Source organism: Brachymonas sp. KE5 (assembly GCF_057773645.1).
Map to the genome: position 1 here is coordinate 1449921 of NZ_CM173463.1, position 15181 is coordinate 1465101.

The following is a 15181-nucleotide window of genomic DNA, read 5'->3' on the forward strand; positions in this document are numbered from 1 at the left end:
ATAACCCAGAATCAAACTCACCCAGCCGATTTTCCATTCCGATGGCTGCCGAACCGGACGGCTGCGAATGGCATGAAACCTGGCTGAGCCAGACACCCGTCCACCCCCTGCAGTACGGAAATTACGCCTGCCGCCACAACACCGAAGTGCTGTGGGGCTGCACCTCCATCGTCATGCCCGAACAGGGTGCATGTGCGCCTGCAGTCGCGGCCGCCTACATGGAGCTGTTCCGGCTGCTGCAGGACAGCGGCTTCCCGCACCTCTGGCGTATATGGAACTACATTCCGCGCATCAACCAGCCCAACAGCGAGGGGCTGGAGGTGTACCGCGATTTCAACTCCGGCCGGGCGCAGGCCTTCGCCGCTGCCTACGACCAGGATCTGGTCCAGATGCCCTGGGCCACGCGCCATATGCCGGCAGCAACGGGCATCGGCTGCGACGGAGACAGCATCCGCATGTATTTCCTCGCAGGCCGCAACCCCGGCACGCATGTCGAGAATCCGCGCCAGGTTGCCGCCTACCGCTACCCGTCCGATCACGGCCCGCGGCCGCCCTGCTTTGCCCGCGCCAGCACTGCGCGGCTGCCGGGCGGTCGGCCCTTCTTCGTCTCGGGCACCGCCAGCATCATCGGTCACCAGACCGTGCATATCGGCGACATTGCGGCGCAAACTCGCACCGCCATCGATAACATCGCCCTCGTGGCGCGCAATGCCGGCTCCAGTCTGGAGCAGCTGACGCTGTACAAGGTCTACGTGCGTCATGCGCGTGACCTGGAACAGGTCCGCCGGATCTGCATCGAGCGACTGCCCCCACAGGCGCAGGTGGCCTATTTCGTGGCCGACATCTGCCGCTCCAACCTGCTGATGGAAATCGAGGCCATGCAGAACTGAGCTGCACCGGGCTCTGCCGCTTCGACCACACCATGAAAAACACCCCAAAGTTGGTGTCCAACTTTTGGGGTGCAGTTCAATCAGCAGGACTTCGTTTTTGGCCGGGTTGGCAACTGCGGCGGCCAACCCGTGATCGATTGCCTGGGCCACGAACCTGCGCGACCCGACACCTGTCAGCGGCCGCGCTTGCCCGAATGGTGGCCAGCTGCCATGGCACCGCCGCGCATGCCACCGCCTTCACGACGCGGGCCGTTGCCGCCGAAGGATGGACGGCCGCTGCCGCCAAACTCCTGGCGCTCCGGACGGCGACCGGCATGGTGTGCCGCCTCGCGTTGCGGACGGCCCCAGCTGCCACCACCCTCGGCACCGGCGCGAGGCTTGCGCGGAGCCGGCGCTTCGCCAAAGCCGCCGAAACCGGCCACACGACCCTGGCTGAAGCCCTTGCGCGGACCGTTGCCACCAAAACCACCTTTGCCGCGGCCGCCACGGCCTTCACCGCCAAAACCGGCGCGGCCCTTGCCCTTGGGCGGATGGCGCGTTGGCGTGCGCTGCTCGGGCTCCATGCCCGGCACCACGGCCGTCATGAACGGCTGCTTCGTATAGTCCTCGATGTCCCACACGCGGTTGCGGTCGCGGAACTCGGCAAAGGTCACGGCGATGCCGCTGCGGCCGGCACGGCCGGTGCGGCCGATGCGGTGCGTGTAATCCTCTGCCTTCATCGGCAGGCCGAAGTTGAACACGTGCGAAATGCTGGGCACATCGATACCGCGCGCCGCCACATCGGTAGCCACCAGGAATTGCACCTTGCCCTGGCGCAGCGCCATCAGGCGGCGGTTGCGCAGGCCTTGGCTCAGGGCCCCATGCAGCGCCACGGCAACAAAGCCGGCCTGCTGCAGGTCTTCGGCCAGGCCGTCGCACTCGATCTGCGTGCTGGCGAACACGATGGCCTGCTCAATGGAAGGATCACGCAGCCAGTGGTCCAGCATGGCGCGCTTGTGCGCGAAGTTGTCGGCCCAGTAAAGCTTCTGCTCGATCGAGGCGTGCTTCTCCTGCGGGGAATCGATCTGCACCTTCTGCGGGCTACGCATCACGCGCGCAGCCAGTTGCTGGATGCGCGGCGCGAACGTGGCGCTGAACATCATGGTCTGGCGGCGGTCGGCCGTCAGCTGGTGAATCTCGGCCAGGTCTTCCTGGAAGCCCAGATCCAGCATGCGATCGGCCTCGTCCACCACCAGAAACTGCACCTTGTCCAGCTTGATCTGCATGGAGCGCTGCAGGTCCAGCAGACGGCCGGGCGTGGCCACCACCAGATCGGCGTTCTGCAGACGCGCCACCTGCACGGCGTAGGGCATGCCGCCCACCACGTGCGCAATGCGCAGGCCCTTGCAATGCTTGACCAGGTCGATAGCATCATGCGCCACCTGTTGCGCCAGCTCGCGCGTGGGGCACAGCACCAGCGCGCCCGGCGTGGCCGCCTTGAAATGGCGGCGGTCGGTCGGGTTCTTGCGGCGCGGCCTCTTCGGCGGCTCTTCGCCGTTGGCGATGGCCTCGTCGATCTTGCGCTGCCACTCGGCCTTCTCGGCGGCGATGGCTGCCTGTTGCTGCTCCAGCAGCGTGTGCAGCACGGGCAGCAGGAACGCCGCCGTCTTGCCGGAACCGGTCTGGCTGGACACCATCAGGTCCACATAGTTGTGGCCCTCGGCATCCTGCTCGGCCAAGGCCAGCGGGATGGCGGTGTTCTGCACCACGGTCGGCTGGGTGTAGCCCAGGTCCAGACAAGCCTGTACCAGCGGCTCGGCCAGGCCCAGCTTGACGAAGCCATTGTCGCCGTCGGCTACCGGCGCCAGGGCGTCAGCCGCCAGCGGCGCATGCAGATGCGGATCCGGAATGGAATTGTTGGTCTCGGAAATGGCCTGCAGCGCAGCATCGGCCATGGAAGATTCGGACTGCGCCAATGCGGCAGCCCCAGTGGTCTGGTTTTGAGTCATTTTTTTACTCGCACGCACGCAAAAAACCCGTTGCGGGCTGCGTGTGTCAGGGTTGAAAAAGTGCATCAACCGTCTGACAGCATTCACCACGAAAGATGTGGGAGAAGGCCAAGTGGCCTGAGGTGCTAGATGGGAGATGTACTGCGAATGGCGCGGGGCATTTTGCACCGTGCTCGCCAAAGAGATGGGATTATCGTTCAGATTGGTGTTTCCACCAAGTATTTTTCTCGACGTTGTTTGTTGGCACATCGGACGCTTGCGTTGTGCGCAAAGTGACAGGCCTATAATTCTTGCCACATGGAAAGGAATCCCGTATGCACGCAACGTTCAGGTTTACGCGATCCAAAAACATTTTTTTCTGTACGCTGTTCCTGCTGGGCGCATCCGGGATGGCCTCTCAGGCCCATGCCTTCGATGCTGGCCTGGTCGCCGGCTCCGCAGTCGATGACGATGTGGCCAAGGTCGGGCTGGTGCTGGGCTGGGACCACTCCGCCGAACCGCTCTGGCAAGGCCGCAACTGGCATCTCGACCTGCGCCACGAAGTGACCGCCTCGCAGTGGCTGGTCAAGCAGCACAAAGATGTGTTCGAGGTCGGCTATTCGCCAGTGCTGCGCCTGTACCGCAACACGCCGCCAGAGCAGGGGCGCTTCTTCGCCGAAACCTCCATCGGCCTGCGCCTGCTGTCGCGCACGCAGGTAACGGCCGACAAGACGGTATCCACGGCATTCCAGTTTTCGGACATGATCGGCGTGGGCTATCAGTGGGGGCAGAACGCACGGCACACCGTCGGATTACGCTATCAGCATATTTCGAACGCCAGCATCAAAAAGCCTAATCCAGGCGTGAATTTTGGCGTGCTGTATTACCAGCAGAGTTTTTGAGGCGACTCGCCGTGCAGGAGTCAACCTGCATCAACAAATCCTGTGCCTTCTCCCCGGGAAGGCGCTGCGCCGGTGCTATGCTGCAGTTACAAGGAGCAAAGCACTATGACGACACTTTCCAGTAACGCATTTTCCATCGCCCCTGACAACATCCGCACCCTGGCGCTGACCGGTGCTGTGGGCAGTGGCAAGACCACGCTCGCCGAAGCCCTGCTGGTGCAAGCCGGCGCCATCGCCTCCGCCGGCAACGTGGAGCGCGGCAGCACCGTCAGCGACCATGACTCGCTGGAAATCAAGGCGCAGCATTCGCTGCAGTCGTCCCTGATGCACATGCAATGCGGCGACACCCGCATCCACATGATCGACACCCCCGGCCTGCCCGACTTTGCCGGCCAGATCCTGCCCGCACTCGAGGCGGTGGAAACCGCCGCCATCGTGATCGACGCCGCCAAGGGCATCGAGCCGATGACGCAGCGCCTGATGCAGTACGCCGCCGGCTGCAAGCTCGACCGCATCATCATCGTCAACAAGATGGACGCCCCCGATGCCGACCTGCCCGCCCTGCTGCAGCAGATCCAGCAGACCTTCGGCAAGGAGTGCCTGCCGCTGAACCTGCCCGACGCCGGTGCCAGCAAGGTGGTGGACTGCTTCTTCAATCGCGAAGGCCACAGCGATTTTGGCGCGGTGGCCGATGCCCACCAGGCCCTGGTGGAACAGGTGGTGGAAGTGGACGGCGACTTCGTCGAACGCTACCTGAACGAAGGTGATGTGGACGCCTCCGAACTGCACGCCCCGCTGGAGCAGGCCATGCGCGAAGGCCACCTGATTCCGGTGTGCTTCGTCTCTGCCCGCACCGGCGCCGGCGTGGCCGAACTGCTGGACATCATCGTGAAGATGCTGCCCAACCCCTCCGAAGGCAACCCGCCCGATTTCCTGCGCGGCGAAGGCGACGATGCCGTGCCTGAGCACGCCACGCCCGACCCGGCCGCCCATGTGCTGGCCCAGGTGTTCAAGATCAGCATCGACCCCTACGTGGGCAAGCTGGCTATGCTGCGCGTGCACCAGGGCACCATCCGCCGCGACAGCCAGCTGTTCATCGGTGATGGCCGCAAGCCGTTCAAGGTGGGACACCTGTTCCTGGTGCAGGGCAAGGAGCATATTGAGGTGCCCCAGGCCGGCCCCGGCGACCTGTGCGCCATCGGCAAGGTAGACGAACTGCACTACGATGCGGTGCTGCATGATGCCGCCGAAGACGCGCATTTGCGCCTTGCCCCGCTGCCCTTCCCGGTGCCGGTGTATGGCGTGGCCATTTCGCCCAAGCGCCGTGGCGACGAGCAGCGCATGTGGGAAATCATGGGCAAGCTGGTGGCCGAAGACCCGTGTCTGCGCATCGAGCATGTGGCTACCACCAACGAGACCATCATCTACGGCCTGAGCGAATTGCACATGCGCGTCATGTTCGACCGCATGCGCGAGGTGTACAAGTTCGAGGTCGATACCAAGCCGCCGCGCATCGCCTACCGCGAAACCATTACCCAGGGCGCGCAGGCCCAGTACCGCCACAAGAAGCAGACCGGCGGCGCCGGCCAGTTCGGCGAGGTGCATCTGCGCATCGAACCGCTGCCGCGTGGCGCCGGCTTCGAGTTTGCCGACGAAGTCAAGGGCGGTGCGATTCCCTACCAGTTCATTCCCGCCGTGGAAAAAGGCGTGCGCGAAGCGCTGGCAACCGGCGCCATTGCCGGCTACCCGGTGGTCGACGTGCGCGTGGTGGTGCATGATGGCAAGCACCACCCGGTGGACAGCAAGGAAATCGCCTTCGTCACGGCCGGCCGCAAGGCCTTCCTGGAAGCCATGCGCGCCGCCCGCGCCGTGGTGCTAGAGCCGATCGCGAAGATGCAGGTCACTGCGCCTGAAAGCGCCGTGGGCGCCATCACGGGCGACCTGTCGACGCGCCGGGGCATGGTGACCGGCACCGACGGTGCCAATCTGGGCAATATGGTGGTGCAGGCACAGGTGCCGCTGGCCGAGATTGCCGGCTACCAGGCACGCCTGCATGCCATGACGGCGGGTCAGGGCACCTACTCGGTCTCGCTGTCGCACTACGAGATCGTGCCGCCGAACGTGCAGCAGCAACTGGTGTCCGAGTACAAGGTGCAGGACGAGGACTGAGGGTTCGCACCAGTCAGGCGCCAGCTTTTCTGGCGCCTGATGGATGAACTTGAGCGGTTAGCCTTGCTGTGACAGGCCGCTTCGTTGCGGGCTGCGCATCAAGCAGCAATCCTTTGGACCAATGGAGCGCGCAGCAGGCCTGCGCTTCGGCTTATCCGCGCTTGCCACGCCCGACAGGACTGCCGCGCTTGGCGTCGAGGCGCGTACGCGCATCCGGCGTGCGTGCGGTCTGGCCAGCCCGACCCTGCCGAGCGGGCGCCTTCGCTCCCAGTTCGCGTGGCGGCAGGCCCGTATGCTGGGTCAGCAGCGTTCCCTTGGCAGGCTTGCCGGCAACGCTGGCGCGCTTGGGCGTCGTGGCGCCCCCGGCCGGAGTGGCCACAGTCGCCCTTTTTCCTGGCATTGTCCCCGTCGTCGAGTTGGTGCGTCGCGGGCTTTGGTAGCCCCCGTCTCCCAGCGGCTGCCAGGTCGGAATCAGATGCTGCTTGCCATTGCCGATCAGGTCGGCACGCCCCATGCTCTTGAGCGCCTCGCGCAGCAAGGGCCAGTTGTTCGGATCGTGATAGCGCAGAAAGGCCTTGTGCAAGCGGCGGCGACGCTCGCCCTTCACCACATCCACCTCCTCGGCCCGGTCGGCATTGGGGCCATCCGGGCGGTGAATGCCCTTGAGCGGGTTCAGGCGCGAGTGGTACATGGCCGTGGCAGTGGCCATCGGGCTCGGGTAGAAGGTCTGCACCTGGTCGGCACGGAAGCCGTTGCGCTTGAGCCACAGCGCAAGATTCATCATGTCCTCGTCGCTGGTGCCCGGATGCGCGGCAATGAAGTACGGGATCAGGAACTGTTCCTTGTGCGCTTCCTTGCTGTACTTCTCGAACATCTGCTTGAAGCGGTCATAAGTGCCGATGCCCGGCTTCATCATCTTGGACAGCGGCCCCTGCTCGGTATGCTCGGGCGCAATCTTGAGGTAACCGCCCACGTGGTGCTGCACCAGTTCCTTCACGTACTCAGGCGACTTCACCGCCAGATCGTAGCGCAGACCGGAACCGATCAGCACCTTCTTCACGCCGGGCAGCTTGCGCGCGCGCTTGTAGATGGCGATCAGCGGATCGTGGTTGGTGGTCAGGTTCTGGCAGATGCCGGGATAGACGCAACTCGGCTTGCGGCAGGCGGCCTCGATCTCCTTGCTCTTGCAGCCCAGGCGGTACATATTGGCAGTCGGCCCGCCCAGGTCGCTGACGATGCCGGTAAATCCCTGCACCTTGTCGCGCATCTCCTCCACCTCGCGGATGATGGAGTCCTCGCTGCGGCTCTGGATGATGCGGCCTTCGTGCTCGGTAATCGAGCAGAAGGTACAGCCGCCGAAGCAGCCGCGCATGATGTTGACCGAGAAGCGGATCATCTCCCAGGCCGGGATCTTGGTGGCGCCGTCGTGGCGGCCGTTTTCATCGGCATAGACCGGATGCGGGCTGCGCGCGTACGGCAGATCGAACACCCAGTCCATCTCTTCGGTGGTGAGCGGGATGGGCGGCGGGTTGAGCCAGACGTCGCGTGCGGTGTGGCCTTCGCCGTGCGCCTGCACCAGCGCGCGGGCGTTGCCGGGGTTGGTTTCCAGGTGCAGCACACGGTTGGCGTGCGCGTACAGAACCGGATCGGCCTTGACCTGTTCGTAGCTCGGCAGACGGATCACGCTGCGCTCGCGCGGAGGCGGGGCTACGCGATGCGGTTGATCTGCTCCTGATGGTGTGGCGCTGGAAGCAACCGCGCCTGGCTGCAGTTGCACCGCAGGACGATACGCATTCTGGTCTGCAGCTGTCTGCATGGGCATGGGTTCTGCCGACGGAGCATCCGCGTTCAGGCCGTTGGCATTCTTGCGGCGCACGACGCGCACCACCTGCTCGCCGGCCTGCTGCGACGAAGCGCAAGCCTGCTCCTGCGCACGCTCGCCCGTGGTCTGGTAGGGATGCACATGCGCATCCACCCTGCCCGGCTGGTCCACCTCGGTGGAATCGATTTCCTGCCAGCCTTCCGGGCTGCTGCGCATCACGAAAGCCGTGCCGCGCACGTCGGTAATGCTCTCCACCGGCTCGCGTTGCGCCAGGCGATGCGCCACTTCCACCAGCGCGCGCTCGGCATTGCCGTACAGCAGCAGGTCGCACTTACTGTCCACCACCATGCTGCGGCGGACCTTGTCACTCCAGTAGTCGTAATGCGCGATGCGGCGCAGGCTGCCTTCGATGCCGCCCAGCACGATGGGCACGTCCTTGTACGCCTCGCGGCAGCGCTGGCTGTAGACGATGGCGGCGCGATCCGGACGCTTGCCGGCCTCGGCACCGGGGGTGTAGGCATCGTCGCTGCGAATCTTGCGATCAGCCGTGTAGCGGTTGATCATGCTGTCCATGTTGCCGGCCGTCACGCCCCAGAACAGGTTGGGCTTGCCCAGCGCCTTGAACGGCTCGGCACTCTGCCAGTCCGGCTGCGCGATGATGCCGACGCGAAAGCCCTGCGCCTCCAGCACACGGCCGATCACGGCCATGCCGAAACTCGGATGGTCGACATAGGCGTCGCCCGTCACCAGGACGATGTCGCAGCTGTCCCAGCCCAGCTGCTCCATCTCGGCACGGCTCATGGGCAGGAAAGGAGCGATGCCGAAACGCTTGGCCCAGAAGGGCTTGTAGCTGGTGAGGGGTTTGGCGGATGAACGGGAAGAAGAGGCGCGCGAAGTACTGCGGGCGCTGGTAGCAATCATGCGCGCATTCTAGTTTGTGGCGGGTTTTGGCGCCAGTTGCAGCAGGCAACGCCCTTGCGCGGGCACGGCCATGCGCAGCGGTTTTGCGACACCAGGAGCAGCACTCGCCCATTCAAAGTCCGTGGCAAACCCTGTTCCTGTCGCCACTGCAGGATGGCGGCCCGCCCACCGCAAGAAGCCGCCCCGGTACTGCTCACAGCCCCTAGCGCGGATTCTCGAAAAACACCATGTTGGTGTAATCGCTGATCTCGAAATACACCTTGCGCTCATTCGGGTCGGCCACGAAATTCAGGTTTTCATCCAGCACACCGTAACCGAAGCGGTAGTTACGCGCGCGGCCATCATCCGTGCCCATGGCGGTGCTCATCTTGTCAATCTTGAGAAAGCGGCGCACCAGCTTGTCACCCGCGTAGATCTCCAGCACGCCATTGGTGCCGGTCCAGTTCTGGATGTCGCGGCTGATCTTGTTCTGCTGCTCCTGCGTGCATCCGCGCCGATCAGGGCCAGCGCAGCCACGCACGTCGCCAGGCACACTTGTCGCAAAGTCATACGCCATCCTCTGCATTCACGGCCATCCGTGCTTCGCCAAGCAGCAGCTCCGGCAGGCATTCGGCTGCCTTGCAGCGGATCACGCAGTCTGCCAGGTCATCCAGCTCGGTCGGGCCGGTGTTGATGATGACCACGCGCGCACCGGCGCGGCGCGCCACATCGGCCAGGCCGGCCGCCGGATACACCAGACCCGAGGTGCCGATTACCAGCATCAGGTCGCAATTGCCCGCCGCCTCGTCGGCACGGAACAGCGAAATCTCGGGCAGCGCCTCGCCAAACCAGACGACGGCCGGACGCAACTGGTTGCCGCACACATCGCATTTGGGCGGGCGCCCTTCCGTGGCGGTGGCCGGCTCGCAATCGCGCTCGGAGAAACGCTCTCGCGGACAGGGACGCAGCCAGCGGTCCTGCCGGATATTGCCATGCAGGGCCAGCACATCCTCGCTGCCCGCCTGCTGGTGCAGGCCGTCAACGTTCTGGGTAACCAGCGTCAGCCGGCCGGGATGCTGCCTGCCAAACTCGGCCAGCGCATGGTGCGCCGCGTTCGGGCTCACGTTGGCGACCAGCTCGCGACGCCAGGCATACCAATCCCAGACGCGCTGTGGATCGTGGCGGAAGGCCGCCTCCGTCGCCAGATCCTCGGGCTTGTAGCGCGCCCACAGACCGGTCTGCGCATCACGAAAAGTCGGCACGCCGGATTCGGCGCTGATGCCGGCGCCAGTCAACGCCACGACGCGCTGGGCCGACTGGATCCAGCCGCGCACCTTCTGCATTTTTTCCTGCAAGGGCATGGGGCTCTCCTTTTACTACTCCGGGTGGCTCAGGGCAACGAACGCTGGCGCAGGGCTTCGTACAGACAGACGCCGCTGGCCACCGACACGTTCAGGCTCTCCACTGCGCCCTGCATGGGGATGCTGACCAGTTCATCACAGGTCTTGCGCGTGAGCTGGCGCATGCCGGGGCCTTCGGCGCCCAGCACCAGCGCCGTGGGCGTGCGCATGTCGACCTGGTACAGCGTCTTGTCGGCATCACCGCTGGTGCCGATGATCCAGATGTTGCGCTCCTTGAGTTCGTTGAGCGTGCGTGCCAGGTTGGTCACCATGAAATACGGCACCGTATCCGCCGCACCACTGGCCACCTTGGCCACCGTGGCATTGATGCCGGCTGCATGGTCCTTGGGCGCAATCACGGCATGCGCCCCGGCGCCATCAGCCACGCGCAGGCAGGCGCCCAGGTTGTGCGGATCGGTCACGCCATCGAGCACCAGCAACAACGGCGGCTCGTCCAGGCTGTCGAGCAGGTCATCCAGCGACTGCTTGAGCTGGATCTCGCTCACGCGCGCCACCACGCCCTGATGGCCGTGGCTGCCGCTCAGGCGCGACAGGCGCAGGCCATCGGCCTCCACCAGCTGCACCTTGGCCTCCTTGGCGCGTTCGATGAACTGGCGCATGCGCGCATCGCGCCGGCTGGGGTCTACAAACACCTCCAGCACCGACTCGGGCGCCATCTTCAGGCGCACGCCGACGGCGTGGAAGCCGAAAACAATCTTGTGGGATGAGGACATGCTGGAATTATCGCCGCTGGGGCAATAAAAAACCGCATGCGATCCAAGGATCTGCATGCGGAATGAACCGCTCCAGGGTGGTTCCCCCACCCTGACGGGAGCTCAAACGCGGTGCTTATTGCTGGATGCCGGACACTTCCACGTCGACGCGACGGTTGGGTGCCAGGCAGGCAATCAGCTCGGTGCGGTTGCGCTGCGAGCATTGCACCACCGGCTGGCTTTCGCCCATGCCGGCGGCACGCATATTGCCGGCCGGCAGGCCCTGTGCGATCAGGTACTCACGCACAGTGTTCGCACGCAGTTGCGACAGGCGCTGGTTGTAGGCATCGCTGCCCAGGCGGTCCGTGTGACCGACGATGTTCATGCGTGCATCCTGCCCCAGTTCCTTCAACTGGCCAGCCAGCTTGTCCAGTTCGGCACGGCCTTCGGGTCGCATGTCGGCCAGGCTGTAGCGATCAAACGCGAACAGGGCATCGGCCTTCAGGCTGATCACCCGGGGAGCAACCGGAACGCCACCGATGAAGCGCGCGCACTCGGAGGGCTTCCAGTGGAAGGACTGGCCCTTCATGTTGCCATCAAAGATGACCTTGTACTGGCACACCGTCACCGGGCCGTTGACCGACTCGCGGAACTTCATGACGTAGTCCCACTCGCGGGCGCCCTTCATCTCGCGGAAATGCGGGCGACCGATCAGGTAGTACAGGTCATCCTTGGTAACGCCGGGGCCGATCTTGCGCATGTTCTCCACGTTGGGGAAGATGCCTTCCGGCACGCCGGAAGTCTTGTCCAGATCAGGGAAGACCACTTCCTGCGCCTGGCCCTGGTCGTTCACTCCCTTGCTCACCGTGGAGGTGCAGCCCACCAGACCCAGTGCAGCCAGTGCCATGCCAGTGGCAACCCATTTGATGCTTGTGTGCTTTTTCATCACAAATCCCTTCAATGTGTTGATTCAAAGAACATCCAGCCCTGTGCCCCGGCACGCACGCCGGGGCATGGGGTCACCACTGGTAGCCAGCGCCAAGCGTAGCGCCTACATGGCCCTTGTTGTTGGTGTTGACACTACCTTTGATCACCCATTTGCCGTTGTCGGTGATGGTGGATACACCCAGAGCAACCCCCGTCGCCCCACGATAAGTACTTCCCGCTACTGCCAGCATGCTCTTGCCCGGCAAATATGCTTGTGGCAGCCCTGCGGTGGCCATGGCACTGGCAGTACCGGCACGGGCCTCCTTGTCCAGATCATTAAGCCTGTTGTCGATATTAGTCAGGCCCTTGGTTGCCTGGGTCAACTGGTTCAGGTTGACGGCATCGGTGCCATTCGTACCTGGGGCAACATTGGTAATCTTGTTTCCACCCATGTCCACCGTTGTGCCATTCGTAACCGTCAAGTTGTTGGACACAGTTGCTCCACCATTCATCGTTACAGGGCCACTGAAGGTGGGATTGTCAACTACATTGATTTTCAACTGATTGCCCTCAAGGACAGCCGTTGTATTACTGCCATTGACGACATTGACCGTCCCCCTAGGCGCAATATTGGTAGGCGTGCCGCCATTGGCCTGGAGGTTCCAACCAGCACCGGCAGTTTGCTGCAGATCCCAGAGCTGGCTGCCATTCACTGCATCCGTGCTGTCCTTGGAGATGGCTCCGTCTGCTACCCCGGTTATTTTCGTATCACCGGCGTTAATACCCGCGCTGCCAATGGTAACCGGACCAACCGTTACGGTATTGGCAGTCACGCTGTTGAAAGCGACATCCGCCTTGGTAGCAATAGTGACGTTTGTGGCGTTTTGTGTGATCGCAATGTTGTCGCCGGCCGTAAGTGTCACAGTCTCGGTCGGAGCTACGGACTCGACTGTTGTGCCCGTTACAGTGCCTGTGCCACTCTGCCCCGTCGTGAGATTCCAGCCCTTGTTGACCCATTCCTGCAAAGCAAAAAGCTGCGATCCGTTGACAGCTTGAAGGCTATCTGCGGAAAGAACTGCCGGCGCCACATTGTTGATGGTCACAGCATTTGTCCCCACGCCCACCAAGGTCACAAAGTTCGTAGGAGTGAATTGATCCACATTTGCGATATTTCCGCCAGCAGCAATATTTGTAGTCGTGTACTGCATGGGAGAGCGAGCAGACTTGATTGTTACCGCAAACTGCTCACCAGCGTCCGTAGCGGTTTTCGTGACATCCACTGCAGTATTGCCGGAATCACCGGAAACAAAATCCACCCGATCCCCGCTGTTGACAATACCAACCACTGGAGTTGTGGCTCCTTCTCCAATGCCCCATCCAGTAGCTCCACTACCGATCAAGGCTGCTGCACATTGTTGTTCCGTGTAACCAGACGCGGCCGAGATTCCCAGTACACCGCCGCCAGTTACGTTAAACGTGCATGCACCACTTGTCCACAAGTCAGCTGCTGTTGCCGGGGCCATGTGGAAACCGGTCACCGCTGCGATCGTCGCAGTCAGCAGCAACGATTTTGAACGCTTGCCTCGTGTACGCGCGACTTCTGATGCGGCCACCCAAGCACCCAGCGCCTGATTCCAAATCCTCTTGTATGAGCGATTCATGGCGATCTCCTCTTTAATGCGTTTTTGACTGGCAGACCAGACACTTCACAGCGCCCGGCACCTCCGGCTTGTAAACACTTTCAATACATGTAAATAATTATGACAAACCCTAACATCACATTAACCGATTTCATGTTTTAAAACAAGTGGTGCACACGCGCTATCGATCAACCCAAGAATTCATTAAGGTGCAATAACTATGTAATAGCAGGTCGACAGCTTAGGTTGGCATGGTTCCAAGCGCAATCCGTCGCTCGCATCGATGGGCCAGATGTTTGTCGTGCGTAACGAGTACCAGCGCCGTCTGATGCACTTGGTTGAGATCCACCATCAACTGCATGATGCTGTCGCCAGTAGCCGAATCCAGGCTACCTGTCGGTTCGTCTGCCAGCAACAGCAGTGGCTCCACCACGAAGGCGCGCGCCAGCGCCACGCGCTGCTGCTCTCCGCCGGATAACAGACGCGGGTAATGCTGCATGCGCCGGCCCAGACCCACCTGCTCCAGCATGGCAGCGGCACGTTCACGCGCATCACGCCGGTCCGCCAGTTCCAGAGGCAGCATGACGTTTTCCAAGGCCGTCAGATTGGGCATGAGCTGAAAGCTCTGAAACACGAAGCCCATGGTTCGCGCACGCAAGGCTGCGCGCTCGTCTTCATTCAGCGCGAACAAATCCTGCCCGTCAATGACCACGGTGCCGCTGCTGGGTTGGTCCAGACCCGCCATGATGGACAGCAGAGTGCTCTTGCCGGAACCAGAGGCTCCAACAATGGCAGTGGTGCTGCCGGACGATATCTCAAAGCTGGTTTCAGGCAGAATCACCAGGGGCCCGTCAGCCTGCTCCACGGTTTTCGATACACGTTGTACGCTAAGCAGTGGCGCAACGGGAGCAGCATTGACTGAAACAATATTCATGACGGGAGACATCCTTGGAACGGGGTCGGCAAATCTAGCTACGGTCTCATGTTACCCCTCCTTACCAAACCCTTCCGCAGCCATGCCACCTGACGCGGCCCCTTCCGGAACCATCTGCTCCCGCAGCACTCCAACTATCATCATGAATACCAGCACTCCCCCTCGTTCGCGCCGGATGTTTGTTGCCCTGCCGTTGAGCCTGTTGCTGTCGGGGCTTGCTGCAACAGCCACCGCACAGTCTGCTCCCGGCAATGTCCCTGCCGTCCTTGTCGTCGGCGACTCCATCAGCGCCGAATACGGCCTGCCCCGCGGCACCGGCTGGGTCGCCCTGTTGCAGAAGCAGCTCGACGCAGGCAAAATTCCGGCGCGCCTCGTCAATGCCAGCATCAGCGGCGACACCACCGCTGGCGGCCGCGCGCGCCTGCCGCAACTGCTCAAGACGCATCAACCCAAGGTGCTTTTGCTAGAGCTGGGTGCCAACGATGCCCTGCGCGGCCTGCCGCTGGCGCAAACCCAGGCCAATCTGACGGCCATGACGCAACTGGCACAGCAATCCGGCGCCAAGGTACTGCTGCTGGGCATGCAGGTGCCGCCCAACTACGGCGCCAGCTACACGCGCCAGTTCGCCCAGGTATTTGCCGACGTGGGCAAGGCCCAGAAGGCAGCCGTGCTGCCGTTCCTGCTCAAGGGCGTGGCCGATGCGCCCGATGCACTGCAATACTTCCAGTCCGACCGCATTCACCCGAATGCGAAGGCACAAGCCCGAATTGCCGGCAATGTGCTGCCCGAGCTGAAGAAACTGCTGCTGAAGTAAGCTGGCACGCAATCTGCCCTGCGCAGGGCCGCGTCGCCCCCCTTGATCTCCTTGCAACGCCGGTCCGCTCCGGACAATGGCTTCGGTCCCGGGGGGCCGCTAG

The 15181-nt window shown here is 63.0% G+C and carries 12 protein-coding genes; 4 read left to right on the forward strand and 8 right to left on the reverse strand.

Going from position 1 to position 15181, the window contains the following annotated elements; all coding sequences use genetic code 11:
• The first annotated feature begins 41 nt into the window (after positions 1–41).
• A complete protein-coding gene (locus tag ACX36O_RS06845) occupies positions 42–890 on the forward strand; it encodes a chorismate transformation FkbO/Hyg5 family protein (protein ID WP_213360715.1) in 849 nt (282 codons plus the stop codon).
• A gap of 173 nt (positions 891–1063) precedes the next feature.
• Here ACX36O_RS06845 and ACX36O_RS06850 read toward each other — a convergent pair whose 3' ends face one another.
• Positions 1064–2878, reverse strand: coding sequence for a DEAD/DEAH box helicase (locus ACX36O_RS06850; protein ID WP_488359540.1), 1815 nt, complete (start codon positions 2876–2878; stop codon positions 1064–1066).
• Between the two features lie 314 nt (positions 2879–3192).
• Here ACX36O_RS06850 and ACX36O_RS06855 point away from each other — a divergent pair, with 314 nt between their 5' ends.
• Positions 3193–3759 carry an acyloxyacyl hydrolase gene (locus ACX36O_RS06855; RefSeq protein ID WP_488359541.1) on the forward strand — a complete coding sequence of 189 codons (567 nt, stop codon included), beginning with the start codon at positions 3193–3195 and terminating at the stop codon, positions 3757–3759.
• Positions 3760–3864: 105 nt separating this feature from the next.
• Positions 3865–5928 carry an elongation factor G gene (gene fusA / locus ACX36O_RS06860; protein WP_488359542.1) on the forward strand — a complete coding sequence of 688 codons (2064 nt, stop codon included), beginning with the start codon at positions 3865–3867 and terminating at the stop codon, positions 5926–5928.
• A 151-nt stretch (positions 5929–6079) separates the two neighbouring features.
• Here the strand turns inward: fusA and ACX36O_RS06865 are convergent, their stop codons facing one another.
• The 7 genes from ACX36O_RS06865 to ACX36O_RS06895 all read right to left on the reverse strand — a co-directional run bounded on the left by ACX36O_RS06865 (position 6080) and on the right by ACX36O_RS06895 (position 14264).
• Positions 6080–8671, reverse strand: coding sequence for a YgiQ family radical SAM protein (locus tag ACX36O_RS06865; RefSeq protein WP_488359543.1), 2592 nt, complete (start codon positions 8669–8671; stop codon positions 6080–6082).
• Positions 8672–8873: 202 nt separating this feature from the next.
• Positions 8874–9227, reverse strand: a complete 354-nt coding sequence (locus ACX36O_RS06870; protein WP_488359544.1) for a hypothetical protein — start codon at positions 9225–9227, stop codon at positions 8874–8876.
• Positions 9217–10011 carry an SIR2 family NAD-dependent protein deacylase gene (locus ACX36O_RS06875; protein WP_488359545.1) on the reverse strand — a complete coding sequence of 265 codons (795 nt, stop codon included), beginning with the start codon at positions 10009–10011 and terminating at the stop codon, positions 9217–9219. Before ACX36O_RS06875 ends, ACX36O_RS06870 begins: the two co-directional genes overlap by 11 nt.
• Positions 10012–10040: 29 nt before the next feature.
• Positions 10041–10784, reverse strand: a complete 744-nt coding sequence (gene rlmB / locus ACX36O_RS06880) for a 23S rRNA (guanosine(2251)-2'-O)-methyltransferase RlmB (protein WP_488359546.1) — start codon at positions 10782–10784, stop codon at positions 10041–10043.
• A gap of 115 nt (positions 10785–10899) precedes the next feature.
• Positions 10900–11709, reverse strand: coding sequence for an OmpA family protein (locus ACX36O_RS06885; protein ID WP_213360723.1), 810 nt, complete (start codon positions 11707–11709; stop codon positions 10900–10902).
• Between the two features lie 73 nt (positions 11710–11782).
• A complete protein-coding gene (locus tag ACX36O_RS06890) occupies positions 11783–13351 on the reverse strand; it encodes a YadA-like family protein (RefSeq protein ID WP_488359547.1) in 1569 nt (522 codons plus the stop codon).
• 220 nt (positions 13352–13571) lie between these two features.
• Positions 13572–14264, reverse strand: a complete 693-nt coding sequence (locus ACX36O_RS06895; protein WP_488359548.1) for an ABC transporter ATP-binding protein — start codon at positions 14262–14264, stop codon at positions 13572–13574.
• A gap of 142 nt (positions 14265–14406) precedes the next feature.
• On the opposite strand from ACX36O_RS06895, the gene ACX36O_RS06900 reads away from it, so the two are divergent.
• The gene (locus ACX36O_RS06900) at positions 14407–15078 is read left to right on the forward strand and encodes an arylesterase (RefSeq protein WP_488359549.1); all 672 of its coding nucleotides are present in this window, start codon (positions 14407–14409) and stop codon (positions 15076–15078) included.
• The last annotated feature ends 103 nt before the right edge of the window (positions 15079–15181 follow it).

Coding starts and splice junctions, on each gene's coding strand:
- ACX36O_RS06865 (WP_488359543.1), bottom strand. CDS start 8,671: ATGATTGCTACCAGCGCCCGCAGTACTTCGCGCGCCTCTTCTTCCCGT.
- ACX36O_RS06885 (WP_213360723.1), bottom strand. CDS start 11,709: ATGAAAAAGCACACAAGCATCAAATGGGTTGCCACTGGCATGGCACTG.
- ACX36O_RS06890 (WP_488359547.1), bottom strand. CDS start 13,351: ATGAATCGCTCATACAAGAGGATTTGGAATCAGGCGCTGGGTGCTTGG.
- ACX36O_RS06850 (WP_488359540.1), bottom strand. CDS start 2,878: ATGACTCAAAACCAGACCACTGGGGCTGCCGCATTGGCGCAGTCCGAA.
- ACX36O_RS06855 (WP_488359541.1), top strand. CDS start 3,193: ATGCACGCAACGTTCAGGTTTACGCGATCCAAAAACATTTTTTTCTGT.
- rlmB (WP_488359546.1), bottom strand. CDS start 10,784: ATGTCCTCATCCCACAAGATTGTTTTCGGCTTCCACGCCGTCGGCGTG.
- ACX36O_RS06900 (WP_488359549.1), top strand. CDS start 14,407: ATGAATACCAGCACTCCCCCTCGTTCGCGCCGGATGTTTGTTGCCCTG.
- ACX36O_RS06870 (WP_488359544.1), bottom strand. CDS start 9,227: ATGGCGTATGACTTTGCGACAAGTGTGCCTGGCGACGTGCGTGGCTGC.
- fusA (WP_488359542.1), top strand. CDS start 3,865: ATGACGACACTTTCCAGTAACGCATTTTCCATCGCCCCTGACAACATC.
- ACX36O_RS06875 (WP_488359545.1), bottom strand. CDS start 10,011: ATGCCCTTGCAGGAAAAAATGCAGAAGGTGCGCGGCTGGATCCAGTCG.
- ACX36O_RS06845 (WP_213360715.1), top strand. CDS start 42: ATGGCTGCCGAACCGGACGGCTGCGAATGGCATGAAACCTGGCTGAGC.
- ACX36O_RS06895 (WP_488359548.1), bottom strand. CDS start 14,264: ATGAATATTGTTTCAGTCAATGCTGCTCCCGTTGCGCCACTGCTTAGC.